Genomic DNA, 25,950 nt, shown 5'->3' on the forward strand with positions numbered 1-25,950 from the left:
CGCAACTCGCTACGAGAAGACCGCGAGAAATTACCTCGCCATCATCACCATCGCAGCCACCATCCTCTGGCTCAGGTGAATGTCCACAGGACCTAGCGCTCACGAAGCGCACACAATGTTCGTCTGACGCACGACGGGCCGCCGGCGGTCCGCTCGTCAAGGCCGGAAATGACGGCCGGAGGCGACGGCTTCGCGCCGGGCGGACGTGGCCGACATGGCGACCTTCCTCGCCGGCACGGCGTGCCGCTTCATGACCGGCCAGATCGTCTCCAAGCGCCTGCGCCACGGCGCGTGGGCGCGTTCAGATGAAGACGCCCTTCATGTTTCCCGCAGGATAGCGCGTGCCGGCGGCGGCGCCCGCCGGCACCGCGGCCGAGATCCGCGCGACCTCCTCGTCCGAAAGCCGCACGCCGAGCGCATCGAGATTCTCCTCCAGCCGCGCCTGGCTGCGCGTGCCGACGATCGGCAGCACGTCCTCGCCCTGCGCCAGCAGCCAGGCCAGGCAGAGCTGCGCCGGCGTGCAGCCCTTTTCCGCCGCGAAGCCCTCGATACGCGCGACCAACTCGCGGTTGTGGCCGAAATTCTCCGGCATGAAGCGCGGATGCTGCGCACGCCTTCCGCCCACATCCTCCAGGCTGCGGATCGCTCCGGTCAGCAGGCCGCGGCCGAGCGGCGCATAGGCGACGAAGGCGATGCCGAGCTCGCGCGTCACCGCGCGCGTCGCCTCCGCCTCGTCCCGGTAGAGCAGCGAATACTCGGTCTGCACGCAGGCGATCGGGTGAACGGCATGCGCCCGGCGGATGCGCTCCGGCGCCGCTTCCGACAGGCCGAGGAAGCGCACCTTGCCCTGCTCCACCAGCCGCGCCATGGCGCCGATCGTCTCCTCCACCGGCACGTTCGGATCCACGCGGTGCTGATAGTAGAGGTCGATCACCTCGACGCCGAGGCGCTTCAGGCTCGCCTCGCAGGCCCGCTGCACGTAGCCGGCGCTGCCATCCACGGCATTCCCGCCGCCCTCGCGCCGGATCTGGCCGAATTTGGTGGCCAGGAATGCCTGGTCGCGCCGCCCCTTCAGCGCCCGTCCCAGCAGCTCCTCGTTGTGGCCCCAACCGTACATGTCCGAGCTGTCGAGGTGGTTCACGCCGAGCTCGAGCGCGTGGTGGACCAGCTCCTCCGATACGGCATCCTCGGCATCGCCATAGACGCCGGAGAGCGACATGCAGCCGAGCCCGACCGCCGAAACCGGCGGCCCGCCGTGTCCCAGTGGACGCCGTTCGATGGAACCCGTCGCGGTCATCGCCTGTCTCCCCTGCCTGTGGTCATGCCGCCGGCGTGAAGCCGATTTCCGCCATCGCCCGGCGCGCGGCGCCGCTGCCGAACAGCGCCATCAGCGCCTCCGCCGCCGCCCCCTCGCGCAGCGCGGCGGCGGCATAGGCGGTGGAGAGCGCATGCGGCGGCGGAAACAGGCCGAGCAGCGAGACGCCCGGCCGCCCGATGATCTCCGTCGCCTGGCTGACCGCAAGCTCCACCTCGCCGCGGCCGCAGGCGGCCACCGCCTCGACGCCGAAGGGGAAGCGGGTGCCCTTGGCGCGAACCTCCGCCTCGATGCCGAGCGCGGTGATGACCTTCTCGAAATGCCGCCCCCCGGTGGCGCCGCGCGCGGGATCGGCCCAGCCGATGCTTGCGGCATCCAGCAACGCGGCACGGAAGCCCTCCACCGTGTCGACCGGCCGCGCCGTCGCGCCGCCGCGCAGCGCGAGCCCGGTGCCGGCGGAACCGAGCGGCAATACCCGCTTCAGCAGTCCGGCCTCGCGCAGCTTCGCCAGCCCCTCGTCGCTCGTGACGACGACATCGGCCGCCTCGCCGGCCAGCACGCGGTCTCGCAGCGCGCCGGCCGTGCCGTAGTGCACGACAGGCAGCTCGCCCCGCCAGGCGCCGCCCTCCAGCAGCCGCTCCACCGCGGTCTTCACCGCGCCGGCGGCGAGCAGCACCGGAGCGCTCATGCGGCCGCCCTCGCCAGGCGCCGCTCGCGCCACAGCGGCAGCACGACGGAGACCACCAGCAGCGCCCACAGCACATTGGCGATCGGCGAGGAGAACAGCACCATGATGTCGCCCTGCCCGATGCGCAGCGACCGCAGCAGGTAGCGCTCGAAGATCGGCCCCAGCAGCACGCCGATCAGGATCGAGGTGACGTTGTAGTTGGTGCGGATGGCGATGTAGCCGATTACGCCGAACACCAGCGCCAGCACCATGTCGAACATGTACTCGCGATCCGCGAAGGCGCCGATGATGGTCAGCCCGAGGATCAGCGGCACGATGGTGTGCACCGGTACGGCGACGACGCGCGAGGCATAGCGCGCCATCGGCAGCACCAGCGGGATCATCATGATGTAGGCGACGGTCATCATCACGAAGACGCCGAAGGCGATGTTCGGCTGTTCCTGGAACAGCCGCGGGCCGAGCGTGATGCCCTGGTACTGCAGCACGATCATCATCACCGCCGCAGTCGATCCGCCGGGGATGCCGATCGCCATGGTCGGCACCAGCGTGCCGGAGGTGACGCCGTTGTTGGCGCTCTCGGGCGCGATCACGCCCGCCGGGTGGCCGGTTCCGTAGAGCTCCGGCGTCTTCGAGAACAGCCGCGACTGCTGATAGGCGACGAAGGCGGCGATATAGGCGCCCGCGCCCGGGATGACGCCGACGATCAGCCCGATGAGGGACGTCCAGACGATCTGCCACCAATGCTTCGCAGCGATGGCTAGGCCTTCCAGCGTGTCCTTCCACTGCGCTGCGCGGCTCTGCTCGGGCGGGGTGGCGGCGAAGCGTTCCTCCAGCATCACCAGCGCCTCGCTGACGGCAAACAGGCCGATCAGTACCGGCACCAGCGGCAGGCCATCATAGAGCTCGAGCAGGCCGAAGGTGGCGCGCGGCGTGGAGAAGACGGCGTCGGTGCCGATCGAGCCGAGCATCAGCCCGAACATGCCGCCGATCAGCCCCTTGATCATGTCCTTCGCCGCCAGCACGGCGATCAGCGTCAGGCCAAACAGGATGATCACGACCATCTCGACCGAGCGCAGCACCAGCCCGATCTCGGCGAGCCAGGGCAGCAGCGCCAGCACGGCGACGGAGGTGATCAGCCCGCCCGCCACCGAGGCGACGAAGGACAGCACCAGCGCCTGCTGCGCCTTGCCTTTCTTCGTCATCTGGTAGCCATCGAGGCAGGTGGCCGCGGCCCCCGCGCTGCCGGGGATGTTCACCAGGATCGCCGGGATGCCGCCGGCCATGTGGTTCGCGCAGTAGAGCGCGATCATGAAGGCCAGCGCCGCCTCGATATCCATCGCCAGCGTGACCGGCAGCAGGATGATCAGCGTATTCTGCGGCGAGAAGCCCGGCAGGATGCCGACCGCGAGCCCGAGCGCCACGCCGGGAATGATCGCCCACCAGAGCGAGAAGGACCGGCCGAACAGCTCGGCCAGCGTCGCGAGATCCAGCTCCACGTCAGTCCAGCCCCGGCAGGCCGAACAGGGCGGCCATCGCGTGTTCGAACGGCCCCATCGGAAAACGCGTGCCGAGGACGACCATCAACGAAAGCCAGACCAGCACCGGCGTGACGAGCGACACGCCGATCAGGCTCGGCCAGTGCCGTGCGCCCAGCAGCCACATGCCGGCGAAGAGCAGCAGCGCCAGCGCGATGGAGGTGCCGAGCAGCGGCAGCGCCACCAGGAAGGCCGCGCACAGCGCCATCAGCGCGAGCCGCAGCCGGTTGGTGGGCGCGTCGCCACCCAGCGTGAAGCCGAGCGTCACCTGCAGCATTGCCAGCTGCCAGCCGATCCGCACCAGCAGCAGCGCCACGAGCACGAGGAGGATGGCACCGATGACGATGCCGTTCGCCTTCGCCTCCCAGGCCAGCTCGCGCACCGTCCAGAAGTAATAGACGGTGAAGCCGACCGCGAGCGCCGGGATGACCAGCTCCTGGCCGACCCGCCTGCGCTCGCTGCCGTGGCGCTGTGCCGCCATGCTCAGCGCTGGGCCGTGAGCTGCGCGCGGTAGCGGTTGGCCAACTCCAGCATGCCCTGAGCGTATTCGGTGCAGGCCGCGCGATTACCGTAGCGGATGGTCTCCACCGGCAGCCCCTGCTTGTCGTAGGCCTCGCGGAAGGCGGGGTCGTCGAACACCTTGGCCGCGCTCTCCTCCAGCGTCTTGAACCGGTCGGGGAAGCGCTCCATCACCTCGGTGTGGACCGCCCAGGAGCGGGAGGAGGGCAGCGGCGGGATGCGCGTGCCGAACACCTGGTTGATCGGCGGCGCGTCGTTCGACTTCGCCGCGACGATGTTCTCGTTGTTGAACACGCCGAGGGTGCGCATGCGCTCGCCCTGGCGGATCACCAGCGCGATCGGCAGCACGCCGATGTCCGCCTCGCCGTTCAGCACCGCCACCACTGTCGGATTGCCGCCGGCATAGGGCACCAGGTTGAAGCGGGCATTCTGCGATTCGCCGAGGGCGAGGATGCCGATCGAGGCCGGGTGCGGGATGCGGCTGGTCGCCACGTTGAGCGGCCGCTTCTTCGCCTCCGCCACCACGTCCTCGATGCGGCGGAACGGGCTGTTGGCGCGGACGAAGACGCAGCTGTCATCCACGTCGATGCGGCAGAAATAGGTGATGTCCTCGGGGAAGCGGAAGCGCGGCCGCTGGAGGGCGTACATCAGCATCTCCGGCCCCATGTTGCCGAACAGCAGGTGGTAGCCGTCCTTGTCGCGCCTGTTCACGTAGAGCTCGTAGCCGACCTGGCCGGAGGCGCCGGGGAAGAACTCGTATTCGAAGCGCCGCCCGCCGAGCTGCTTCGACCAGCCATCGTCGAAGCTCCGCGCCAGGCGCTCCGCGCCTCCGCCCTGGCCGGTCGGGATCACCACACGGAAATTGCGCGTGGGGAAAGCGGCCTGCGCGGCGGCGTCGCGCGGCAGCGCCGCCGCGAGGCCGAGTCCCGCCGCGGCGAGGCCCAGACCGCGCCGTGTGATGCTGTTCCCGGACGTCATCTTCTCTCTCCTCCCAGATGGTGCCGGCCTGCCGCCGGCGGTCAGTGTTCCTCTGCGGGCCCCAGGTAGACAGGCTCCGGCTGCGCGAAGAACGAAGCCAGGATGTGCTGCACGAGACGGTAGTTCTTCTGCTGGAAGCTCGCATGGGCGATGCCGGGCATCACGGCGAACTGCTTGTCGGGGTTGGGCAGCAGGCGGAAGAATTCCAGCAGGTCCTCGACGCCGGCGATGCCGTCGTACTGGCCGCGCATCACGATGGTCGGGCAGGTGATCTTCTTCGGGTCCACCACCGGCAGGTGCAGGCACATGTCGATGTAGGTGCCGATCGGCACGCTGTCGTCGAGCGCGGTGATCGCTTCGGCGAAGGCGTCCACCACCCGGTCGTCGGCGGTGCCGGGGTGGTCGCGGGTGAAGATGGAATGCACGAAGGCGCGGTCGATCGGCCGACGGTTCCCGGCGGCGCGGTACTCCGGCAGCTTCTTCCGCCGCTGCGCCAAAGTCGGGCTGCCCTCGCCGGTCCAGACGAAGGCGTCGAGCGCCAGCCGCGCGACGCGCCCCGGGTTGCGCTGCGCGAAGAGTGCCGCCTTCAGCGCGCCGGAGGAGATGCCATAGACCAGCAGCGGCCCTGCCTGGCGCGTCTTCTCGATGTAGTCGGCGGCAGCTGCGATGTCGTCGGCGCCGTTCGAGATGTCGCAGGTGATGTCGCGGTGCTTGGATGAGCGGCCGTAGCCCTCATTGTCCAGGCACCAGCAATCGTAGCCGGCGCGGGCGAAGACATCCATCACCGCAACGTCCGGCAGCCCCGGCACCTGCAGGTCGAAGGTCGGCTGCGACGCCATCGAGGAGCCGTGGATGAACAGGATCGTGCCGCGCTTGCCGGCGGTGGGCTCGCCGGTGAATTTCTCCCACAGGAACAGGCGGACATCGCCCTTGTTCGTCCAATGCTCGATGCCGGTGACGGGCTGGCTCATGCGGCCGGGTTCCTCTGGTCGCGGTGCGAGTGGCTGAGGGCCCGGACACTGGGAAGCGCAGCGCATCGCAACGCGCGCCGATGGTTCATGGATGTTTCCCTGCGATCCATCTTTCCGCGCGCGGACCCGCCTGTGCCGCCCAAACAACGTGCCGGCGCGCGGCGTGTCAAGATCGCCACGGTCGGAGCGACACCGACCGGGTTCGTTCACGGTTGGCCAGGGTTGCATCGCCAAAGGTTAACTTTTGCGCGAAAACGGCGCAGGCTAATCGCCTGACGGGGCTCCGGAGGCCGGCAGAAGGCATGCAACGCCCGCTGCGCAGCAATTTCGAGCGCGGAAGCGCCGCCTGGGCGCTGCGTCGCGCCCAGTGGCTGGCGCTCGGCCTCTCCGATGCGGACATGGAGAAGCCGAAGATCGCGGTGGTGAACACCTCCTCCGATCTGGCGAGCTGCTTCATCCACCTGGACGGCGTGGCGGCGGTGGTGAAGCAGGCGGTGCGCGCCGGCGGCGGCCTGCCGCTCGAGATCCGCACCGCCGCACCCGCCGACTTCATCCAGGCCGCCGGCCGGCGCGGCAGCTATCGCATCCCGTCGCAGGATCTCATCGCCCGCGACATCGAGGCGCAGGTGGAAGGCGCCCAGCTCGACGGCATGGTGGTGCTGGCCTCCTGCGAGAAGACCACGCCGGGGCAGTTGCTGGCCACGGCGCGGCTCGACATCCCGGCCATCGTCGTCTGCTGCGGGTACCAGCCGGCGGGCGAGTGGCGCGGCGATCCGAACGATGTCGGACGGCTGCTGCTCGCCGCCGGGCACCACGCCGCCGGCGCCCTGCCGCTGTCGGAGCTGGAAGGCATGTCGGCCACCGCCATCCGCGGCCCGGGCGCCTGTGCCGGCCTCGGTGCGGCGAATGCGCTGCACATCGTCGCCGAGGCGCTGGGCCTCTCGCTGCCGGGGTCTGCGCCGGTGCTGGCCAACAGCCCGCGCATGTTCGACCTCGCCCGCCGCTCCGGCACGCAGATCATGCGCCTGGTCTCGGATGACATCCGCCCGCGCGCCATCCTGACCGAGGCGGCCTTCGCCAATGCCGTGATGGCACTGATGGCCGTCGCCGGCCCGCCGGGCTGCCTCCGGCTGCTGGGCGCGCTCGCGCGCGAGGCGGGGATCACGGCGGACCCGCGCCGCCTGCTGGAACAGGCGATGGACCGCGTGCCCGTGCTCGCCGCGATACGCCCGATCGGCAGCCTGCGCACCGAGGCGCTGGAGGCCGCCGGCGGCACCATGGCCGTGCTGAAGCGGCTGGAATCGCTGCTGCATGGCGAGACGCTCACGGTCACCGGTCGCAGCATGGGCGAGGAGGTCGCAGCGGCCGAGGTAGCGGACGAGGCGGTGGTGCGCCCGCTCGATCGTCCGCTCTCGCCGCGTCCCGGCATCGTGCTGCTGCGCGGTTCGCTCTGCCCCGGCGGTGGGCTGGTGCGGCCGGCGCTCGGCGCTGGGCAGCCGGTGCGCTTCGCCGGCCGGGCCCGCTGCTTCACGCGGGTGGAGGACGCGATGGCGGGCCTGCGCGGCGGCGTGATCCGCGCCGGCGACGTGGTGGTGCTGCGCGGCTCAGGCAGCGACGGCGGCGTCGTCGTCTCGCCGCTGGTCTTCGCGCTGGATGGCGCAGGTCTCGCCGGCGACGTGGCGGTGGTGACGGACGGCCATGTCTCGGGCCTGGCCAGCAAGGGCCTGGTCATGGCCGAGGTGGCTCCCGACGCCGCGGCGGGCGGGCCGATCGGCCTCATCGAGGATGGTGACCGCATCGAGATCAACCTCGAGGCACGGCGCGCGGAGCTGCGGGTCGATGCCGCCGAGCTCGATGCCCGCCGCGCGCGCCTTCCGCCGCATGGCGCCCAGCCTGCGGCCCGGTAGTGGCGCGGGCTACCGCTTGCTGTCGGCCATCGTGCCGGCCTCGCCAAGCGTCTCGAACATCCGCACCAGCAGCCGCGTGCGCGGCACCAGGCAGGAGACCAGCAGGTGCTCCTCCAGCGTATGCGGCCCGTCGCCGATCACGCCGAGCCCGTCCAGCGTCGGCACGCCGAGCGCGCCGGTGAAGTTGCCATCGCTGCCGCCGCCCGCCACGCGCTCGCCCGCCAGATCGAAGCCGATCCCGCGCGCCAGCGCGGCGGCGTGGCCGTAGAGAGCCTGGATCGCCGGCGTCTTCGCATAGGGCGGGCGCGAGATGCCCTGCACCACCTCCAGCCGTACCTCCGGATCATGCGGCCGCAGCGCGAGCAGCGCCTCGCGCAACTCCGCCTCCTCCCGCGCGGTCGGCACCAGCGCGTAGCAGACCGCACGGCACTCGGCGGGCACCATGTTCTCATGCGTGCCGCCGGCAACGATGCCGATGTTGACGAAGAAGTTGCGCGCGTGGTCGGTCAGCGCCTCGACCGCCAGGATCTGGTGCGCCATCTCGCGGATCGCGCTGCGGCCCTTGGCATGATAGGCGCCGGCATGCGCGGGGCGGCCGATGGTGCGCAGTTGCCAGCGCGCGATGCCGTGCCGCGCGATGGTCAGCCTGCCGCCCTCGCCGGAAGGCTCCGGCACCAGCACCGCGGCATGGCGCAGCGCCTCCGCCTCAATGGCCGCGCGGGAGGTCGGGCTGCCGGCTTCCTCGTCCGGGATCATCATCACCGTCACCGGCAGCAGCGGCTTGCGCCCCTGCGCGTGCAGATGCTCAAGCGCTGCGAGCGCGATCGCGTTGCCGCCCTTCATGTCGTAGATACCCGGCCCATAGGCCCGGTCGCCCTCGACGCGGAAGGGCAGCGGGCCGGCCAGCGTGCCGAGCGGATGCACCGTGTCGATATGGCCGAGCAGCAGCAGCCCCGGCCCCTGCCGCTCGCCCTCCAGCCGGCCGAGCAGGATGTCGCCGAAGCCATCCACGCCCGAACGCCGTTCGATGCGCGCGTCCATCCGGCGCAGCTTCGCTTCCACGTGGTCGGCCACCCGGTTCACGCCGGCCGCGTCCTGGGTCGGGCTCTCGATCTCCACCCAGCCGCGCACCGCTTCGAGCAGCGCCGCCTCGGTCAGTTCACGCATGCCTCTCCCGCCCGTCGTTACCCCGGCGGGAGAAGATCACGGCAACGCGATCAGCTCCAGATGAAGTCCTTGGCCGACAGCCCGGACAGCGAGCCCCCGGTCAGGTCCACCGCCATCTCCGCCATGCCGTTGCCATCGGCATCCACCTGCACGACGGAGGTCGCGGCGACGAAGCGCGCCTCGGAATTGCCGCTGGCGGTGAAGGCGCCGCTGCCGCGCCAGGCGAAGCTGCCCTGCAGCAGGCCGACGAAGACCAGGTCGTCCAGGCCGGCCACGAAGTCGGTGATGTGGTCCGGCGCCGCGGCGCTGCTCTCGGCGGGGGCGCGGAAGAAGAAGCGGTCCCGCTCCGCACCGCCAGTCATCTCGTCGGCGCCGGCGCCGCCGAAGATGCGATCCGCGCCGCCGCCGCCGATCAGCGTGTCGTCGCCCGCCGCCCCGTCCAGCATGGCCGGCCCGCTGGTCGCGACCGTCACCCGATCGCCGAGCTTGCCGCCGAACACCAGTTCCACATCGTGCACGGTCAGCGTGTTGGCGCCATCCGCGAACAGTCGCACCCGGTCCGTGCCGCCGCCGAGTTCCACGCTCGCCCCGTTCGCGGCGGTGAGCAGGCGCACCAGGTCGTCCGCGGCGCCGCCCTGGATCGTCTCGACATTCAGCACGGCGATGTTGTTCGGCCCGGCGGAGGACAGCACCAGCCGGTCCGCGCCGTCGCGAAGATCCACCCGCACGCCGGCGGTGCCGAGCGTCACCGCATCGGCCGCCTTGCCGCCGATGATCACCTCCACATTGCTCGCCGTCAGCGTGTTCGGCCCGGCGGAGGAGAGCACCAGCCGGTCCGCGCCGTCGCCGAGATCCACCGTGCCGCCGCTCATCGGCGCATCGAGCCGCACGACGTCATCCCCGCCATTGCCGGGCGCGGGCGTCGTATCGGAGCCGGGGGGAGAGGTGTCGAGCGCGGGCGCGGTCGCGAGATAGGTGGTGCCGCTCACAGTCGCCGGGCCGGAGGCGATCTGCGCGGAGGACAGGCCGAACACCGCGTTGTCCGTGATGGTGGCCGTGTAGGTCGTCTGGTTCAGCAGCAGCCGCTGGCTGGGCGAGGCGAGCTGGTTGATCACGGTGTTGCCGGAGATCTCCAGGCTCGACCCCGCATACGGCGTGCCCTCGCCGCCGAAATGCACGATCGCCGGGTTCTGCGAGGCCGGCCCCTGCTGGATCACGTTGCCGGTCAGCACCGCGCGGCCGCCATTGGGCAGGTCCACCTCGTAGCTGCCGTTGCCGTCCTCGTTCTGGATGCGGCTGTTGCGGATGATGGTCTCGTAGGCGCGGCTCTTCACCTCGTGGCCGACCACCGCGTCGTGCAGGTAGCTGTCCTCGATGGTCAGCCGACCGATCGCACCGATGTAGAGGTTGTGGGTGCGCCCGTCGCCGGCGCCGTTGTGGCCGAACTCCGAGTTGCGGATGGTGATGGTGCCGTCCGGATACGCGCCGGAGAGGATGCCGTTCTCGTTGTGGTGGAAGTGGCTGTCGAGGATGGTCAGGTTGCCGCCCTCGAAGCGGATGCCGGCGCCGTTGCCGTCGGGCACCTTGGTGCCGGTGAACTCCAGCCCCTGGATGGTGACGTCGCTGCGGGTGACGAAGATCGCCTTGCCGTTCGGCGGCGCCACCGTCGCCACCAGCTTCGCCACGCCGCCGACGGCCTGGATGGTGATGTCGGTCGAGATGGTGGCGAAGTCGTTGGTGTAGGTGCCGGCCTGCACGGCGATCACGTCGCCATCGCGCGAGGCGGCGACCGCCGCGGCGATGGTCGCGTATTGCTGTCCGGACCCGACATTGAGTGTCGCCAAGATGCATCTCCCCCCTGCTGCGATGGCACCGCGGCGGTTTGTATACACACGCAAGCGCGAGTCAACTTCGAGTTGTGTCGAAGCCGGTTAGTTGCCGTCCCGGATGCGATACACCAGCAGCCCCGCCGCTTCGCGCAGCATGAACCAGCTCCGCGCCAGGTGGTCGGGGCGGGGCAGCCAGTCGCTGGCGGTGCCGCGGGGCTGCACCTCCTGGCGCACCGGCGCGGCTTCCACCGGCAGCCCGGCGCGGGCGAAGGCGCCGAGGCTGCGCGGCATGTGCCAGGCATGGGTGACGAGATGGGCTGCCTCGATCCCTTCCGCCCGCAGCATCGCCGCGGCGAGCACGGCATTGTCCCGCGTGTCTCGGGCGCGCGGCTCCACCCAGCGGACCGGCACGCCGAAATCCTCGCGCAGGCTCGCCGCCATCAGCTCGGCGACCGGCGGCGCGTCGCGCCCGACGGGCCCGCCGCTGACCAGCAGCGGCAGGCCGGTGCGCCGATGCAGTGCGGCGCCGGCACGCAGCCGTTCCAGCGTCAGCGGACCGACCTCCGCCCCGGCCTCGCCGCGCACCATCTCCCCGCCGAGCACGATGATGGCCGCCGGCTGGATGCTGGCCTCAGCCGGCGCCAGCCGCGCCACCGCGACGGCAAGCGATCCGGCCGCGAAAGGCGTGGAGAGCAACAGCAGCAGCAGCGCACAGAGCGCCGCCAGCCCTCCCATCGCCCGCCATCCGCGCCAGGCAAGCAGCCCTGCCGCCAGCACCGCCATCACCAGCAGCAGCGGCGGCAGCAGCAGGCCGGTCAGCGCGCCCTGCATCCCTTCAAACGCCGATCAGCGCGGCATAGGCCTGGAACATCGTCTCCTCGTCATAGTCGCGCTCGGCCTTGGCGCGGTTGGCCGCACCCAGCCGTGCGCGGAGGCCGGCATCGCCCAGCAGCGGCCGGATCGCCGTCGCCAGCGCCGCATCGTCCAGCGCCGCCAGGTGCGGCGCCGCCTCCGCCGGCAGCATCACCCGCACATCGCCGACCGCCGTGGCGGCGACCGGAATCGCGCTCGCCATCGCCTCCATCACCGAGAACGGCATCTGCTCGGTGTCGGAGGACAGCGCGAACAGGTCCATGTCGCGATAGGCCGCCGCGGGGTCCGGCACATGGCCGGCGAACAGCGTGCAGCCCGCCAGGCCGAGTTCCCCCGCCAGCGCCTCCAGCGCGCTGCGCTCGCCGCCGTCGCCGATCACCAGCAGGCGGAAGTGGTGCCCCTCGCCGCGCAGCAGGGCGCAGGCCCGCAGCAGCCGGCCGAGATTCTTCTCGCGCCGCAGCGCCGCCACGGTGCCGATCACCGGCCCCTCCCCCGGCACGGCGATCCCCGCGCGCGGCCCGTCCGGGCGGAAGCGGCGGATGTCGAGGCCGTTCGGGATGTGGTGCAGCCTTCGCTCCGGCAGGCGCCACGTCTCGCGCGCCGCCCGCAGCAGGACGGTGGAAGGCAGGATGACCTCGCTCCAGCGCAGCACGGCGCGGCGCGTCAGCACGCGGCGCGGCTTCTGGCCGGCGGCCTCATCGGGGTTGAAGCCGTCCTCCATGTGGAGGTGGCGGATGCGGGGCGGGGCCAGATCGGCCATCGCCCATTCGATGCTGCCCCAGTTGCTCGTCACCAGCGCGGCGGGCCCTACCCGGCGCAGCATCGTGCGGATCTTGAGCAGGCGCCGCGGCAGGCTATCGCCGCTGCGGACTGGCGAAGGCAGCAAGTCGAAGCGGACTTCCGGCCCGAGCCGCTCGGCGCACCCGGTCCGGCCGTCCAGCGCGACGATGGCGTGCCGCCAGCGCGGACCGAAGCGGTTGACCAGCGCCGCGAAGCGCACCTGCGGGCCGCCGACCGCGAAGGTCGAGAAGACATGGAGGAGCAGCGGCGGCGAGGCCGGCATCCGCCCTAGGCCCGCGATGCTGGGGCGTGCACCGCGATGGCCTGTGCCGCGAAGGCAGCCGGATCCGCCGTCGGGCGCCATCCGAGGTCGAGGATCGCGTCCGCGCAGTCGAAGCGCGCCGCGAGGCCGCGCGAGAGGATGTCACGGCGCGAAGGGAGCGGCACCTTCCGACCGCCCGCGCGCTTGATGACCCATTTGGCGACTTCCCCGCCCCAGAGCGCGAGCGGGCGCTGCGGATGGAAGCGCAGCGGGCGCCCCAGCGCCCGACCGAGGTCGGCAATGTAGTCGCGGGCGCTCGGCCGGACATCGCCCACCAGGTTGTAGCAGCGTCCCTCGATCTCCGGCCCGGCGCGGCAGGCGAGCAGGATCGCCTCGGCCACGTCGCCCACCAGCACGAAGGGCAGCGGGTTGCGCCCGTCATTCCAGCCGATGCAATGCTGGTCGTTGTTGTAGAAGCCGAGGCCACTGTGGAAGGGCGAGGTTCCCTCGCCCACCACCAGGCCCGGCCGCAGAATGCAGACTGGCAGCCGCTCCGCGGCATGCATCGCCAGCAGCATATGGTCGCAGAGCGCCTTGGCGCGCGCATACTCGGCACGTTCCTCGGCACGCGGGTCCGGCGGCGTGGCGCCCGTCACCACGCCCGCATCGGGGCCGAGGTAGAGCGAGGCGATCGAGCCGACATGCACAAGCCTGCGCACGCCACGGGCGAGGCAGGCGCGCGCCACCGTCTCCGCACCGCCGACCATCGCCGCGCGCACCTGTTCGAAGCTTCCTCCGCCACCGCCATGGGCGAGGTTGACGACAAGAGGCGCGTCGCCGACGGCGCGCAGCACCGCCTCGCCGTCGCGGATGTCGCCGCGGTGCAGTGCGACGCGCTCGGCGTCGCCGAACACCGGCGCGAGGTTCCGGACGGAGCGCGCCATCACCGCGACGCGCATCCCCTGTCCGAGCATGCGGCGCACGAGTTCCGCGCCGATGAAGCCGGTGCCGCCAAGCACCACCGCGTCGGGGGTGAAGGCCTCCCGCTCCCGGTGCACAGCGGGCGCGTCCGGCCGCGATGTGCCCGCCACCGGAGCCGCATCTGCGAAGGCGGCGTCCCGGATCATCTCGCAGGTCGTCACGAGCATGGTGCCGAAGGCGGCATCGCTCTCGGGCGCCGTGCCTGCATCGAGCGCCCGGTGGAAGGCGGCGATGCTGTCCCGCATGCTGAGGAAGAAGGGGTTGGTCGAACCCTTCAGGCGCAGCGTGGAGAGCCCGTAATCCATCGCGTTGCGGACCGCGCCGCCGGCGATCGCTGCCGCCGTCCCGGTGCCCGCGAACAGACCGTCCACCGCCTCGAGCCAGCACGTGCGCCCATGGACGAAGACGCGGTTGGCCAGGATGTCCGCGACGACGACGCCGTCGTCGCAGACCACGGAAACCTGCCAGAAGGGAAAGGACTGGCCGACGGCGAAGCGCAGCTGGGCAGGCAGCCGCTCGCCCTGCAGCGTGGCCGTCACGCTCGGGTAGAAGTGGAGGCCGGGGGCGATCCCGATCGGCTGCCCGGCCATCGCGCGGACCTCCCGGATCGGCCCGGCCAGCGCGGCGATCTGCGAGAGCGGATGCACCGCCTGCTCGAGCAGGATGTTGCCGGGCGCGCGGAACATCCAGTGGCCGAACTGGCGGGCGGCAAGCTGCCGCAGCGCCACGTTGTAGATGCAGTCCACGAAGCAGGGACGGCCGAACTCACCCGCCGCGACGCGTGCGCGGAGCCGAGCGAAGGCCGGGTGGAAGAGGAAGTTCTGGTTCACCCCCACCGTTGCGCCGCCTGCACTGCCGGCAGCGAGCAGTGCCTCCCCTTCCGCCGTGCTCGTGACCAGGGGCTTTTCCAGCAGCACCGGCAGCCCGGCCTCGAGGAAGGAAAGCGCGACGTCATGGTGCGTGTCGGGGGGCGTCAGCACATGCGCCGCATCGAGGGCGCCCGCCCCCAGCGCTTCGCGCACCGAGCCGTGCCGGCGCGAGACGCCGAGGGCCTCGCCGAGGCGCTGTGCGGCCTCGGCGTTCGGATCCACGATCGCCTCGATGCGCACGCCGGGGAGAGACTTCAGGGCCTCGGCATGGATACCGGCGATGTAGCCGGCACCGACCAGGCAGATGCGCCGCGTCCCGGGGGTCACGCGCGGCCCCCTGGCGCCGCATCGCGGAGGCCACCAGCCATGGGCACATGTGGCCGTACCGGTTCGCTGACCACGGGGGTGAGGATCATCGGTATCGGGATCATCGCTGCTTCCCTGCGTGTGCCGCGGCCCGGCACCGCTCGGTGCGGCATCCGGTTGCCGCGGCTCTTGGCACCCGCACCGCCCCGGCGCAACCGTAAGGAGAATTTCGGGTGGACCGCTTCCCTCGGTGGGTCATGTCAGCCTGCCTGCACCGCCGCGCCGGCCTGCGCCGGGGGCCGCGATCTCGCACCCGGCGAGTGCCGCCACGCGCCGCGCATTGCCCGCCCAGGTCAGGTCGCGCCGCAGCACCTCCGCCCGCGCCGCCGCGCCGAGCCGCGCACGCAGCGCCGCATCGGTGGCGAGCCGCATCACCGCCTCCTGCATCGCGCCCGGCCGCGCCGGGTCGAACAGCAGCGCGGTGCGGCCATCCTCCAGCACTTCGCGCAGGTTCGGCTGGTCGGGCGCCACGATGGCGCGGCCGGCGGCCATGTATTCGAACACCTTCAGCGGCGAGGCATAGGCCACCGAGGCTGGCTGCAGGGCGATGTCGAAGCCGACGATCAGCCCCGGCACCTGCTCGCGCCGCACCAGCCCGGTGAAGCGCACGCGGTCGGCGATGCCGAGCTCGGCGGCCAGCTTCTCCAGCCCCGGCCGCGCCGGCCCCTCGCCCACCACCAGCAGCGACAGGCGCGGCGTGCCCGGGAAGGCGGCGATCTCGCGCACCACGCCGTCCAGCCCGTGCCAGTCCCGCACGAAGCCGATGAAGCCGAGCGTCAGCTCCGGCTTCGGATCGGCAGGCAGCGGAGGAGGTTCGGGGAATTCCTCCAGGTGGATGCCATTGGGGATCACGGTGATCCGCGCCCGATCCGCGCCGGAGGCGATGACATGGCCGGCCAGCACCTCCGTCACCGGCAGCACGCGGTCCGCGCGCCGCCAGACGAAGGCCTCCGACCAGCGAGCCAAGCGTTGCAGGCGGAGATTGCCGAAGCGCGTTCGCTCCTCCGCCAGCGGCGCGTTGACCTCCACCAGGAAGGGCAGGCGCAGCTTGCGCGCCAGCACCGCGCCGGACAGGTAGAACAGGTTGTAGCGCTCATAGATCACGTCCGGCCGGAACTCTGCCGCGGCGCGCTTGAGGCGCAGATAGGCTGGGATGCTGTAGGCGAGCTCCGCCAGCTCCGCCGCGGAGGGCGGCAGCACCCGGCGCAGCAGCGCGACCAGCCGGCTCTCGCCGCCGAGCTCCGCCTTCTCGAAGCCGGAGGGGCCGACGACGCGCACCACATGCCCCTGCTCCGTCAACGCATCCACCAGCGCCTGCAGATGCACGCCCTGGCCATCGCGGGACTGGATGCGGTGGCTGTAGAGGATGCGCATCGGCGGCATGGCCGGGGCAGATGCCGCCGCGGCCAAATCGTCCCTCTGCGGATCGCCGGTCACGCCGCTGGGCAAGGATGAGTTCCCATATCAACCTTTAATGCAATTTGCTGTAGCTTGACCAATACTTCCTGGGAAGCATCACCGAAGATGAAAGAGGCGAGAACGGCATGAGCAGCGGCCCGCACCGGCCGAGGGCAGGCCTGCCGGCGCCCCGGCGGCGCCCGGCGCCGCCCGTGGCCGTCCGGCGCGTTCCGGTGTAGGATCGAACCGATGTCCCGCCGGCTCCCGCTCGACCAGCTCCCGCCCGATCAGGCTCTGCCCGTCACCCCGGCGGCCCCGTCCGGCTGGCCCCTGGCGCTGGCGCTGCTCGGAGCAGGGCTGCTGGGCCTCGGCGTGCTTTTCTTTGAGGAAGGCGCGGCGGCGGTGAGGGTGTGGGAGAACTCCGAAACCTACAACCATTGCTGGCTGGTGCTGCCGATCGCCGCCTGGCTCGCCTGGACCCGGCGCGACCGGCTGGCGGGCCTGCCGCCCCAGCCCAACCCGGCCTTCGCCCTGCTCGCCCTGCCCATCGGGCTCGCCTGGCTGGCGGCGGAGCGGCTCGGCATCATGGAGGGGCGGCAGCTCACCGTGGTGGCGCTGCTGCCGGTCCTGGTGCTGTCGGTGCTGGGCTGGCGCGTGGCCCGGGCGATGGCGGCGCCGCTCGCCTACCTGTTCTTCCTCGTCCCCTTCGGCGCCTTCACCACGCCGATGCTGCAGACCATCACCGCGCGGATGGTGGATCTCGGCCTCGATGTCGTGGGGATTCCCCATTACGTGGACGAGCTGATCATCGAGACGCCGGCCGGCACCTTCCTGGTCGCCGAGGCCTGCGCCGGGCTGCGCTTCCTGATCGCCGCCATCGCCTTCGGCGCGCTCTACGCCCTGGTGATGTTCCGCAGCCCCGGCCGCCGGCTGGCGGTGATGGCGCTGGCGGTGGTGGTGCCGATCTTCGCCAACGGCCTGCGCGCGCTCGGCATCGTGGTGCTCGGCAGCTATCTCGGCAGCGCCGAGGCGGCGGCGGCCGACCACATCCTCTATGGCTGGATCTTCTTCTCGATCGTCATGCTGCTGCTGATCCTGGCTGGCCTGCCCTTCCGCGAGGACGGCCCGGTGGCGGCGCAGCCGGCGGCGGCGCCACGGGCATGGCCGGCGCCGAGCCCGGTGGCGCTGGCGGTGACCGCGATCGTCGCGACCGGGCTTGCCGCGGCCGCGCCGGTGGTGGCGCTCTCGCTCAACCAGGCGGGTGCGCGGGCGCCGCAGCGCAGCGCCGTGGCGCTCGCCGCGGTGGAGGGATGCGCGCCTGCACCCGGCGAGGCGATGCTGCGCTGCGGCGACTACACCCTCGCAGCCGAGGCGGTCGTCTTCCCGGCCCAGGCCACATGGCGGCTGGTCGCGGCCGAGATGGGCCGCCTGTCCGGCGGCGACCAGGACATCCAGTTCACCGTGCGGGCGCCGGGCGCCGCCTGGCGCGCGCGGCAGCTGCGCGGCAGCGGCGAGACGGTGGCGATGGCGACCTTCCTCAACGGCCAGCCCACCGGCTCCGGCATCCGCGCCCGGATCGAGCAGGCCTGGAACAGCCTCGGCGGCGGTCGCGGCCGGCCGGTGATGGTCACGATCGCGCTGCGCCCGCCCACCGCCGGCCAGCTCGCCCACGCGCCCCGGCAGCGCGCCGTGGTCGAGGCGGTGCTGCAGGCGCAGGGCGAAGCGATCGCCAGCCGCGCGGCGGCGCTCTCCGGCCCGGTGCGCTGAATCCCGCCGCGCCGCGGGTTCGGCTCAGCCCTGCTCGCCCCTGAGCAGCGCCGCGAAGCGCGCCGCGCCGATCATGCTGTCCACCGCCGCACCGGGGACGCCGAGCACGACACAGCCGGCCAGGATCGCGGTGTGCCAGTCACCGCCCTGGCCCAGCACCACGAACGGCGCGGCGAGCGCCGAGGCGGCCAACAGGGCGAAGGGCAACTCGGCCCGCCATCGCGGGATCGGCTCGCCGGTGATTGAGTAGGATCTGGGCTTTCTCTGCAAGGACATGGCGCCTCCCGATGGCGGAAACGCGCCGCGGGGCGGGAAGCTTCCCAGCCCCCTCCCCCGGAAGGCAAGCGGTTTCGACCGCCACGGCGTGGCGGCCGGCCAGGCTCACTCGGAAGTTGCCGCCCGTCAGCGCGAGGCGGCGGCGATCTCCACCCGCGCGCCGTGCCGCGCCTCGGCGGGCAGGCACAGTGCGGCGAGGCCCGGCGCGACATCGGCCGGCCGGCGCAGCCGGGTCGGATCCTCGCCCGGGAAGGCGGTGGCACGCAGGCGGGTGGCGACCACGCCCGGATCGGCCAGGTTCACCCGCAGCTTCGTCTTCGCCACCTCGGCAGCCCAGGTCAGCACCAGTTGCTCCATCCCCGCCTTGGTAGCGCCGTACATGCCCCAGTAGGCGGAAGGCCGGTCGAGCCCGCCGGTGGTGACGAACACCGCCCGCCCGGCATCGGAGGCGCGCAGCGGCGGATCGCAGGTGCGGATCAGCCGCCAGGCGGCGGTGAGGTTCACCGCCACCGTCTCCGCCCAGTCCTTCGGCTCGATATGCGCCACCGGCGTCAGCTTGTTCAGCGTGGCGGCATTGTGGACCAGGATGTCGAGCCGCCCGAACCGCTCCACGATGGAAGGCCCGACCATGTCGAGCTCCTTCTCCTGCTTCTGCAGGTCGAAGGGCAGCAGCGTGGCGTTGCGGCCGGTGGCGGTGCGGATCGCGTCGTCGGTCTCCTCGAGCCCGCCCTGGCTGCGCGCGATCAGCACGCAATGCGCGCCGAGGCGGGACAGCTCGACGGCCAGCGCCGCGCCGATGCCGCGCGACGCGCCGGTGACGAGCGCGACGCGGTCCTTCAGAGGCAGGTCGCTCATCCGTTGGCGGCCCGCAGAAGCGAGACGGGGCGCTCCGCATTGTCGCGCTGGTCCACCAGCGGGATGGCGTAGTCGCCGGTGAAGCAGGCGTCGCAATAGCTCGGGCTGGCCGGGTCGCGGCCGGTGCGGCCGAGCGCGCGGTAGAGCCCATCCAGCGAGATGAAGGCCAGGCTGTCGGCGCCGATGATGCGGGCCATCTCCGCCACGTCGTGCTTGGCCGCCAGCAGCTTGCTGCGCTCCGGCGTGTCGATGCCGTAGAAGCAGGAATGCGTGGTGGGCGGCGAGGAGATGCGCATGTGCACCTCGGTCGCGCCGGCGGCGCGCACCATCTCCACGATCTTGCGGCTGGTGGTGCCGCGCACGATGGAATCGTCCACCAGCACCACGCGCCTGCCCTCGATCACCGCGCGGTTGGCGCTGTGCTTCAGCTTCACGCCGAGATGGCGGATCTGGTCGGTCGGCTCGATAAAGGTGCGGCCGACATAGTGGTTGCGGATGATGCCGAGCTCGTAGGGGATGCCCGCCTCGGCCGCATAGCCCATCGCCGCCGGCACGCCGGAATCGGGCACCGGCACGATCACGTCGGCGGCTACGCCGCTTTCGCGCGCCAGCTCGGCGCCGATGCGCTTGCGCGTCTCGTACACCGGCGTGCCCTCCACCAGGCTGTCGGGGCGGGCGAAGTAGATGTATTCGAAGATGCAGAAGCGGCTCTGCTGCTTCGCGAAGGGCTTCAGCGACTTGAGGCCGCTGTCGTCGATCACCACGATCTCGCCCGGCTCGACGTCGCGCACGAACTCGGCGCCGACGATATCCAGCGCGCAGGTCTCCGACGCCAGGACGAAGCCGCCTTGCGGCAGCCGCCCCAGCACCAGCGGCCGCACGCCGAGCGGATCGCGCGCCCCGATCAGCGCACCGTTGTGCAGCGCCACCAGGCTGTAGGCGCCCTGCACCTGCTTCAGCGCATCGATCAGCCGGTCCGTCACGTTGGAATAGAGGCTGATGGCGATGAGGTGGACGAACACCTCGGAATCGGTGGTGGACTGGAACAGGCAGCCGCGGCGGACCAGCGCGCGCTTCAGCGTGTTCGCGTTGGTCAGATTGCCGTTGTGCGCCACGGCGAAGCCGCCGAACTCGAAATCGGCGTAGAGCGGCTGGACGTTGCGCAGCGCCGTCTCGCCGGTGGTGGCGTAGCGGTTGTGCCCGACCGCGGCGCGGCCCGGCAGGCCGGCGATCACCGCGGCGTCGCCGAAATTGTCACCCACCAGGCCGCGGCCCTTGTGGGCGTGGGAAACACCGTCCTCCTCCATGGAGACGATGCCCGCCGCCTCCTGCCCGCGATGCTGCAGCGCATGCAGCCCGAGCGCGGTCAGCGCCGCGGCATCGGCGCTTCCCCAGATGCCGACCACGCCGCATTCCTCATGCGGCTTGTCGTCATCCCAAAGGGATGCGGGGGGAGCATCCGGAAGGAATGCGGAAGGATCACCCCAGGGGTTGGTGGTCAGATCGTCCATGATGCTCTTTCACGTCCGGCTGCGGGCCGGGGGGCGCAGCAGCTCGTCCAGCGTAGGGGCGCGCCCGCCGCTGCCATCGGGCAAGGGCGGGCGGAAATCCGGCGGCAGCTTCTCGACCACCCATCTGGCGCCATCCGCGGCGAGCGGCAGGAAACGGGCCTGCTGCACATCCTGCGGCCAGCGACTGACACCGGGAAAAGCCATCCCTGCCACGATATAGGCAAGCACGACGATGAAAGCACCCCGGGCCAGGCCGAAGACGAAGCCAAGCGCCCGATCCACCCCGCCGAGCGCGGAGCGCTGCACCCTGCCGGCGATCCAGTGGATCAGGATCTTCAGCACCAGCAGGACGACGAGGAAGACGGCGCCGAGGGCGATGCCGGTGGCGAGCCAGTCGGGCTGGACGTATTGGGCGGCGATCGGCCGGCTGTACGGCTCGGCGATGATGGCGACGATGGCGGCACCGAGCCAGGCGCCGATGCTCAGCACCTCGTGGACCATGCCACGAAAATAGGCCAGCACCGCCGAGATCAGCAGCACCGCCAGCACAACACCGTCAATCCAGGTCATCGCGCAGGCGGTATAGCGGGTGGGGGGTGGGGTGTCATCTTGGGGCCATGAGGGAGACCTGCCCTGCTGGCGATCCGGAAAGGCCCACCCGCGTTAGCCCCGAAAGCGAGGAGGTATCGCCATGGCGGAAGTTCTGGTCGTCGTCGGGCTGTTCGACAGCCGTGCGGATGCGGATCGCGCGGCGGACCGTGCGGTGCGGGAACTCGGCCTCCCGCCCCGGGATGTGGTGGTGCATTCGGCCGAGGCGGAGCCCCGCGACGAGGCCATCGCCCCTCCCCTTCTGCTCTCGTCGCTGCCAGCCGAGGACCATGGCTTCTACGAGGAGGGGCTGCGGCGCGGCGGCGTGCCGGTCGCCGTCCTGGCGGAAGACGCCACCGCGAGCCGCGTGGTCGCCATCTTCGGGGCTTGTGGCGCCATCGACCTCCAGGCGCGCGAGGCGGCGTGGCGCGCGGAGGGCTGGACGGGACGCAACCCGGATACCGGCTATACAGGGCACGACGAGGACATCGGCTTCGCCACCTATGGTGGCGACGCCGTGTTCCGCCGCATTCCCAAGCGGCACCATGACGATACGCCCGCCGGATGGCTCGGGCGCCTTGAGATGGCGGCCGCACAGGACGCCGCCGCGGACGAGGCGAGGCATGCGCGCCGCTACGTCGTCCGCGACGAGGCCCGGCGCCCCTGACGATCAGGAGGCGGCCGAGGGTTGCGGGCCTGCGGTCGCCGCCTCCTTCTTCCGCTTCACCGTGCCGGCGGCGAACTCCGCCACCAGCTCCGTCAGGTGCCCGGCCTCCTTCAGCTTCAGGCCCGGCACCGCTGCCAGCGGGGCGCTGCCACGAGCGACACGGCGCGGCAGGGTCGCAGCCTCGAAGCCGAGCTTCTTGGCTTCCCGCAGCCGTGCCTCGGCCTGCGCCACCTGGCGGATTTCGCCGGAGAGGCCGATCTCGCCAAAATAGACGGTGCCCGGATCGGTCGGGCGGTCGGTGGCAGCACTGACCAGCGCGGCCGCCACCGCGAGGTCCGCGGCCGGTTCGGAAATCCGCAGCCCGCCGGCGACATTGAGGAACACGTCGTTCATCCCGAGCCCCATGCCGCAGCGCGCCTCCAGCACCGCCAGCAGCATGGAAAGCCGCCCGGACTCCCACCCCTGCACCTGCCGGCGCGGCTGCCCGCCCGCGGAGGGCGAGAGCAGGCACTGCACCTCCACCAGCACCGGCCGCGTGCCCTCGATCCCGGCGAAGACCGCGCTGCCCGAGACATTGCCGCGGCGCTCCGCCAGGAACAGGGCGGAGGGGTTGGCGACCTCCACCAGTCCCTGCTCGGTCATCTCGAACACGCCGATCTCGTCGGTGGCGCCGAAGCGGTTCTTCACCGCGCGCAGGATGCGGAACTGGTGGCCGCGATCACCTTCGAAATGCAGCGTCGCATCCACCATGTGCTCCAGCACGCGCGGGCCGGCGAGCGTGCCCTCCTTGGTCACATGCCCCACCAGCACCAGCGCGAAGCCGCGGGTCTTGGCGAGGCGGATCAGCTCGGCGGCGCAGGCGCGGACCTGGCTGACGGTGCCGGGCGCGGAATCGAGCGCATCCAGCCAGACGGTCTGGATCGAATCGATCACCACCACCGCCGCCTCGCTTTCCGCCTCCAGCCCGGCGGCGATGTCGCGCAGGCTGGTGGCGGCGGCGAGGCCGAGCGGCGATTTCGCCAGCCCGAGGCGCGCGGCGCGCATCCGCACCTGCTCCACCGCTTCCTCGCCCGAGACATAGAGCACGCGCCGGCCCGCGGCCGCGATGCGCGCGGCGGCCTGCAGCAGGATGGTGGACTTGCCGATCCCCGGATCGCCGCCGACCAGCACCGCCGATCCCGGCACGAAGCCGCCGCCGAGCACGCGGTCGAGTTCCGCGATGCCGGTCAGCATCCGCGCCGGCGGCGCCGACTTCCCTTCCAGCCCGACGAATTCCAGCCGCCGCCCACCCGCCGCCTTGGCCGCCGGGCCAGGGCCGCGGGGTTCGGCAACTTCCTCGACCAGCGTGTTCCATTCGCCACAGGCGTCGCAGCGGCCCTGCCATTTCGGCGCGAGCGCCCCGCAGGCCTGGCAGACGAAGCGGTTGCGGTCCTTGGCCAAAAGCTGCCCTCAAGAACGAGACGCGAACATCCTACCTGTTAGCCCCGGCAGCGCGAGGGTAGAAGAGGCTTGGCGCGCTGTCAGGCGCGACGCCGACGCGGCGTGTCCTTGTCGCGCCTAAGCCAGGTTCGCACTGCCTCGGCAAGGAGGCCGGAGCGCGTGAAGCCGTGGCTGGCCGCTGCCCGGTCCACCCGCTGGAGAAGGCCTTCATCCATGGTGATGTTCACGCGGACGCTGCGGCCAGGCAGTTCGACCGGGACGAGCAGATGAGCAACGACCTCGCTTTCGCGCGGGTCAAGCCAGTCGGGTGTGGTGCCGGGGGCGGAGGGTTCAGGCAGGTTTTCCCCATCTGCGGCGGTGGCTTCGGCGTGCGCGGCCAGCGCCTCCATTGCCATCTCCGCCGCGTGACGCGGGTCGTCGCCCTGGCTCGTGCAGCCGGGCAGGTCCGGGAAGACGACACCGATGGGCGCGTCTGCGGCCGCGCCTGCGTCCTTCAGAAGGATGGCAGGATAGACCTGCGTGGTCACGTCAACCTCGCAATTCAGCGCTTGGGCAAGAGGGTCAAGCTCGTCAGTTTCTCGATGGAGCGGATAACGCCGATCGAGAGATCGCGGCTGCCGTGGAACGGCACGGTCACCTTTCCTGGCCTGTCCGGGTGACGGAAATTGCGATGGCTTCCCTTCCCTGGAGCCTCGAGCCAGCCGGCCCTCAGCAGAACGCGAACAACATCGTGCGCCTTCATGCGCTTAGGTCTCCGCAGCCCCACGGCTGGGCGACTCCCCCTACACACTTTATGCCCATCGCCGCAGTGACAGTCAACTGATCTACCGCCGCAACTCCATCTGGATCGGCCCCTCGCGCTCGCCCTTGGCGAACTGGTCCACCATCGCGTTGCCCGTCGCGCCCAGAGTCCTCGCCGCGCCGGTCCAGACGATCTTCCCCTTGTGGATCATCGCCGCGTCGTCGCCGATCCGCCGCGCGCTCGCCATGTCATGCGTGATGCTGACCGCCGTCGCACCCAGCCGCTTCACCACGTCCACGATCAGCCCGTCGATCACCGCGCCCATGATCGGGTCCAGCCCGGTCGTCGGCTCGTCGAAGAAGATGATGTCGGGCTCGGCCGCGATCGCCCGCGCCAGGCCGACGCGCTTCTGCATCCCGCCCGAGAGCTCGCTCGGCGAAAGGTCGCCCACCGAAGCCGCCAGGCCGACCTGCGCCAGCACCTCGGCGGCCTTGTCGCGCGCCGCGCGGCGGGTGATGCGGTTCTGCGCCAGCAGCTTGAAGCAGACATTCTCCCAGACCGGCAGCGAATCGAACAGCGCGCCGTTCTGGAACAGCATCCCGATCCGGTCGTTCACCGCCTCCCGCTCGCGCCGGTTCAGCTTCGACAGGTCGCGGCCATCCACCTCGATCAGGCCGCTGTCCGGCGTAATCAGGCCGAGGATGCATTTCAGCGTCACCGACTTGCCGGAGCCGGACCCGCCCAGGATCACCATCGAATGGCCGGCGCGGATATCCAGGTCCACCCCGTCCAGCACCAGCTTCGGGCCGAAGGACTTGGCGAGCCCCCGCAGACGGATCTTCGGCGTCTCGCTCGTCGTGCCCTGGCGCGCGGAACTCATCGGCTGAACATCATCGCCGTCAGCACATAGTCGCTGGCGAGGATAAGGATGGAGCTCGCCACCACCGCCGAGGTCGTCGCCCGCCCGACGCCCTGCGCGCCGCCGCCCGAGCCGTAGCCGAACCAGCAGCCCATCAGCGTGACCACGAAGCCGAACACCGCCGCCTTGATCAGGCCGGAGATCACGTCCCAGGTCTCCAGGAAGTCGAAGGTCGCCTTGAGGTAGGCGCCCGAGGAGAAGCCCAGTTGCTGGGTGCCGATCAGCCAGCCGCCCATCACGCCGAGGATATCCGCCACCATCACCAGCAGCGGCAGCGCGATGGTGCCCGCCAGCAGCCGCGGCGCGACCAGGTATTTCATCGGGTTGGTGGAGAGCGTGGTCAGCGCGTCGATCTGGTCGGTCACGCGCATGGTGCCGATCTCGGCGGCGAAGGCGGCGCCGATGCGCCCGGCCACCATCAGCCCCGCCAGCACCGGGCCCAACTCGCGCGTGATGGAGAGCACGACGACATTCGCCACCGCGCCTTCGGCGTTGAAGCGGGCGAAGCCGGTGTAGGATTGCAGCGCCAGCACCATGCCGGTGAAAATCGCGGTCAGGGCCACCACCGGCAGGCTGAACCATGCGATCTCGACGAAGGCGCGGGCGAACAGGCGGCCGTAGAAGGGCGGGCGGAACAGGTGGCTGATCGCCTCCGCCGCGAAGATCGCCACCGCGCCGGCGCCGCGCAGCAGATCGAGCACCGCCCGACCGATCCAGGCCGTCAGGTCCAGCGTGCGGTCCAAGACG

24 protein-coding genes are annotated in these 25,950 nt (G+C 71.3%); 3 read left to right on the top strand and 21 right to left on the bottom strand.

What is annotated here, in order from left to right; genetic code table 11:
- Window positions 1-301: 301 nt before the first annotated feature.
- From ACESM1_RS21465 to ACESM1_RS21490, 6 genes are read right to left on the bottom strand one after another with little or no spacing between them, the layout of a single operon-like run.
- Complete coding sequence (locus tag ACESM1_RS21465) at window positions 302-1,297, bottom strand: aldo/keto reductase (protein WP_372623252.1); 996 nt, start codon at window positions 1,295-1,297, stop codon at window positions 302-304.
- Window positions 1,298-1,319: 22 nt separating this feature from the next.
- Window positions 1,320-2,003, bottom strand: coding sequence for a substrate-binding domain-containing protein (locus tag ACESM1_RS21470; RefSeq protein WP_372623253.1), 684 nt, complete (start codon window positions 2,001-2,003; stop codon window positions 1,320-1,322).
- Window positions 2,000-3,499: a tripartite tricarboxylate transporter permease gene (locus tag ACESM1_RS21475; RefSeq protein WP_372623254.1), complete on the bottom strand. Its 1,500-nt coding sequence runs from the start codon at window positions 3,497-3,499 to the stop codon at window positions 2,000-2,002. Before ACESM1_RS21475 ends, ACESM1_RS21470 begins: the two co-directional genes overlap by 4 nt.
- A gap of 1 nt (window position 3,500) precedes the next feature.
- The gene (locus tag ACESM1_RS21480; protein WP_372623255.1) at window positions 3,501-4,019 is read right to left on the bottom strand and encodes a hypothetical protein; all 519 of its coding nucleotides are present in this window, start codon (window positions 4,017-4,019) and stop codon (window positions 3,501-3,503) included.
- Between the two features lie 2 nt (window positions 4,020-4,021).
- Window positions 4,022-5,035: a tripartite tricarboxylate transporter substrate-binding protein gene (locus ACESM1_RS21485; RefSeq protein WP_372623256.1), complete on the bottom strand. Its 1,014-nt coding sequence runs from the start codon at window positions 5,033-5,035 to the stop codon at window positions 4,022-4,024.
- A 41-nt stretch (window positions 5,036-5,076) separates the two neighbouring features.
- A complete protein-coding gene (locus ACESM1_RS21490; protein ID WP_372623257.1) occupies window positions 5,077-6,006 on the bottom strand; it encodes an alpha/beta hydrolase in 930 nt (309 codons plus the stop codon).
- A 302-nt stretch (window positions 6,007-6,308) separates the two neighbouring features.
- On the opposite strand from ACESM1_RS21490, the gene ACESM1_RS21495 reads away from it, so the two are divergent.
- Window positions 6,309-7,913, top strand: a complete 1,605-nt coding sequence (locus ACESM1_RS21495) for a dihydroxy-acid dehydratase (RefSeq protein WP_372623258.1) — start codon at window positions 6,309-6,311, stop codon at window positions 7,911-7,913.
- 9 nt (window positions 7,914-7,922) lie between these two features.
- Here ACESM1_RS21495 and ACESM1_RS21500 read toward each other — a convergent pair whose 3' ends face one another.
- From ACESM1_RS21500 to ACESM1_RS21525, 6 genes are all read right to left on the bottom strand, one after another.
- A complete protein-coding gene (locus ACESM1_RS21500; RefSeq protein ID WP_372623259.1) occupies window positions 7,923-9,080 on the bottom strand; it encodes a M20 family metallopeptidase in 1,158 nt (385 codons plus the stop codon).
- A 50-nt stretch (window positions 9,081-9,130) separates the two neighbouring features.
- Entirely contained in the window at window positions 9,131-10,924 is a 1,794-nt protein-coding gene (locus ACESM1_RS21505; RefSeq protein ID WP_372623260.1) for a right-handed parallel beta-helix repeat-containing protein, read from the bottom strand.
- 87 nt (window positions 10,925-11,011) lie between these two features.
- On the bottom strand, window positions 11,012-11,740 hold the full coding sequence (locus ACESM1_RS21510) for a YdcF family protein (protein ID WP_372623261.1): 729 nt from the start codon (window positions 11,738-11,740) through the stop codon (window positions 11,012-11,014).
- A gap of 4 nt (window positions 11,741-11,744) precedes the next feature.
- Window positions 11,745-12,845, bottom strand: coding sequence for a glycosyltransferase (locus ACESM1_RS21515; protein ID WP_372623262.1), 1,101 nt, complete (start codon window positions 12,843-12,845; stop codon window positions 11,745-11,747).
- A gap of 5 nt (window positions 12,846-12,850) precedes the next feature.
- Window positions 12,851-15,001 (bottom strand): NAD-dependent epimerase/dehydratase family protein, encoded by a 2,151-nt coding sequence (locus tag ACESM1_RS21520; RefSeq protein WP_372623263.1) that lies wholly within the window; start codon window positions 14,999-15,001, stop codon window positions 12,851-12,853.
- A gap of 234 nt (window positions 15,002-15,235) precedes the next feature.
- Window positions 15,236-16,423, bottom strand: a complete 1,188-nt coding sequence (locus ACESM1_RS21525; protein WP_372623264.1) for a glycosyltransferase family 4 protein — start codon at window positions 16,421-16,423, stop codon at window positions 15,236-15,238.
- Between the two features lie 264 nt (window positions 16,424-16,687).
- Between ACESM1_RS21525 and xrtA the strand changes: the two genes are divergently transcribed.
- Window positions 16,688-18,205 carry an exosortase A gene (xrtA, locus tag ACESM1_RS21530; protein WP_372623265.1) on the top strand — a complete coding sequence of 506 codons (1,518 nt, stop codon included), beginning with the start codon at window positions 16,688-16,690 and terminating at the stop codon, window positions 18,203-18,205.
- A 24-nt stretch (window positions 18,206-18,229) separates the two neighbouring features.
- On the opposite strand, the gene ACESM1_RS21535 is transcribed toward xrtA, so the two are convergent.
- From ACESM1_RS21535 to ACESM1_RS21550, 4 genes are all read right to left on the bottom strand, one after another.
- Window positions 18,230-18,481: a hypothetical protein gene (locus tag ACESM1_RS21535; protein ID WP_372623266.1), complete on the bottom strand. Its 252-nt coding sequence runs from the start codon at window positions 18,479-18,481 to the stop codon at window positions 18,230-18,232.
- A 126-nt stretch (window positions 18,482-18,607) separates the two neighbouring features.
- Window positions 18,608-19,336, bottom strand: a complete 729-nt coding sequence (locus tag ACESM1_RS21540) for an SDR family NAD(P)-dependent oxidoreductase (protein ID WP_372623267.1) — start codon at window positions 19,334-19,336, stop codon at window positions 18,608-18,610.
- Entirely contained in the window at window positions 19,333-20,847 is a 1,515-nt protein-coding gene (gene purF / locus ACESM1_RS21545) for an amidophosphoribosyltransferase (RefSeq protein ID WP_372623268.1), read from the bottom strand. Before purF ends, ACESM1_RS21540 begins: the two co-directional genes overlap by 4 nt.
- A gap of 9 nt (window positions 20,848-20,856) precedes the next feature.
- Window positions 20,857-21,417, bottom strand: a complete 561-nt coding sequence (locus ACESM1_RS21550) for a CvpA family protein (protein ID WP_372623269.1) — start codon at window positions 21,415-21,417, stop codon at window positions 20,857-20,859.
- Between the two features lie 121 nt (window positions 21,418-21,538).
- Between ACESM1_RS21550 and ACESM1_RS21555 the strand changes: the two genes are divergently transcribed.
- Window positions 21,539-22,102, top strand: a complete 564-nt coding sequence (locus ACESM1_RS21555) for a hypothetical protein (RefSeq protein WP_372623270.1) — start codon at window positions 21,539-21,541, stop codon at window positions 22,100-22,102.
- Between the two features lie 3 nt (window positions 22,103-22,105).
- Here the strand turns inward: ACESM1_RS21555 and radA are convergent, their stop codons facing one another.
- From radA to ACESM1_RS21580, 5 genes are all read right to left on the bottom strand, one after another.
- Complete coding sequence (gene radA / locus ACESM1_RS21560; RefSeq protein WP_372623271.1) at window positions 22,106-23,542, bottom strand: DNA repair protein RadA; 1,437 nt, start codon at window positions 23,540-23,542, stop codon at window positions 22,106-22,108.
- A gap of 80 nt (window positions 23,543-23,622) precedes the next feature.
- Window positions 23,623-24,069, bottom strand: a complete 447-nt coding sequence (locus ACESM1_RS21565; RefSeq protein ID WP_372623272.1) for a type II toxin-antitoxin system HicB family antitoxin — start codon at window positions 24,067-24,069, stop codon at window positions 23,623-23,625.
- Between the two features lie 14 nt (window positions 24,070-24,083).
- Window positions 24,084-24,284 (bottom strand): type II toxin-antitoxin system HicA family toxin, encoded by a 201-nt coding sequence (locus tag ACESM1_RS21570; RefSeq protein WP_372623273.1) that lies wholly within the window; start codon window positions 24,282-24,284, stop codon window positions 24,084-24,086.
- 82 nt (window positions 24,285-24,366) lie between these two features.
- Window positions 24,367-25,164, bottom strand: coding sequence for an ABC transporter ATP-binding protein (locus ACESM1_RS21575; protein WP_372623274.1), 798 nt, complete (start codon window positions 25,162-25,164; stop codon window positions 24,367-24,369).
- Complete coding sequence (locus ACESM1_RS21580) at window positions 25,161-25,946, bottom strand: MlaE family ABC transporter permease (protein WP_372623275.1); 786 nt, start codon at window positions 25,944-25,946, stop codon at window positions 25,161-25,163. Before ACESM1_RS21580 ends, ACESM1_RS21575 begins: the two co-directional genes overlap by 4 nt.
- Window positions 25,947-25,950 lie beyond the last annotated feature (4 nt).

Source organism: Falsiroseomonas sp., from assembly GCF_041690465.1.
In the GTDB taxonomy this organism is placed as follows: domain Bacteria; phylum Pseudomonadota; class Alphaproteobacteria; order Acetobacterales; family Acetobacteraceae; genus Falsiroseomonas.

Bases quoted from the DNA above. Each gene is read 5' to 3' on its own strand.
- ACESM1_RS21465 (WP_372623252.1), bottom strand. From the start codon at position 1,297: ATGACCGCGACGGGTTCCATCGAACGGCGTCCACTGGGACACGGCGGG.
- ACESM1_RS21470 (WP_372623253.1), bottom strand. From the start codon at position 2,003: ATGAGCGCTCCGGTGCTGCTCGCCGCCGGCGCGGTGAAGACCGCGGTG.
- ACESM1_RS21480 (WP_372623255.1), bottom strand. From the start codon at position 4,019: ATGGCGGCACAGCGCCACGGCAGCGAGCGCAGGCGGGTCGGCCAGGAG.
- ACESM1_RS21485 (WP_372623256.1), bottom strand. From the start codon at position 5,035: ATGACGTCCGGGAACAGCATCACACGGCGCGGTCTGGGCCTCGCCGCG.
- ACESM1_RS21490 (WP_372623257.1), bottom strand. From the start codon at position 6,006: ATGAGCCAGCCCGTCACCGGCATCGAGCATTGGACGAACAAGGGCGAT.
- ACESM1_RS21495 (WP_372623258.1), top strand. From the start codon at position 6,309: ATGCAACGCCCGCTGCGCAGCAATTTCGAGCGCGGAAGCGCCGCCTGG.
- ACESM1_RS21500 (WP_372623259.1), bottom strand. From the start codon at position 9,080: ATGCGTGAACTGACCGAGGCGGCGCTGCTCGAAGCGGTGCGCGGCTGG.
- ACESM1_RS21510 (WP_372623261.1), bottom strand. From the start codon at position 11,740: ATGCAGGGCGCGCTGACCGGCCTGCTGCTGCCGCCGCTGCTGCTGGTG.
- ACESM1_RS21515 (WP_372623262.1), bottom strand. From the start codon at position 12,845: ATGCCGGCCTCGCCGCCGCTGCTCCTCCATGTCTTCTCGACCTTCGCG.
- ACESM1_RS21525 (WP_372623264.1), bottom strand. From the start codon at position 16,423: ATGCCGCCGATGCGCATCCTCTACAGCCACCGCATCCAGTCCCGCGAT.
- xrtA (WP_372623265.1), top strand. From the start codon at position 16,688: ATGTCCCGCCGGCTCCCGCTCGACCAGCTCCCGCCCGATCAGGCTCTG.
- ACESM1_RS21535 (WP_372623266.1), bottom strand. From the start codon at position 18,481: ATGTCCTTGCAGAGAAAGCCCAGATCCTACTCAATCACCGGCGAGCCG.
- ACESM1_RS21540 (WP_372623267.1), bottom strand. From the start codon at position 19,336: ATGAGCGACCTGCCTCTGAAGGACCGCGTCGCGCTCGTCACCGGCGCG.
- purF (WP_372623268.1), bottom strand. From the start codon at position 20,847: ATGGACGATCTGACCACCAACCCCTGGGGTGATCCTTCCGCATTCCTT.
- ACESM1_RS21550 (WP_372623269.1), bottom strand. From the start codon at position 21,417: ATGACCTGGATTGACGGTGTTGTGCTGGCGGTGCTGCTGATCTCGGCG.
- ACESM1_RS21555 (WP_372623270.1), top strand. From the start codon at position 21,539: ATGGCGGAAGTTCTGGTCGTCGTCGGGCTGTTCGACAGCCGTGCGGAT.
- ACESM1_RS21570 (WP_372623273.1), bottom strand. From the start codon at position 24,284: ATGAAGGCGCACGATGTTGTTCGCGTTCTGCTGAGGGCCGGCTGGCTC.
- ACESM1_RS21575 (WP_372623274.1), bottom strand. From the start codon at position 25,164: ATGAGTTCCGCGCGCCAGGGCACGACGAGCGAGACGCCGAAGATCCGT.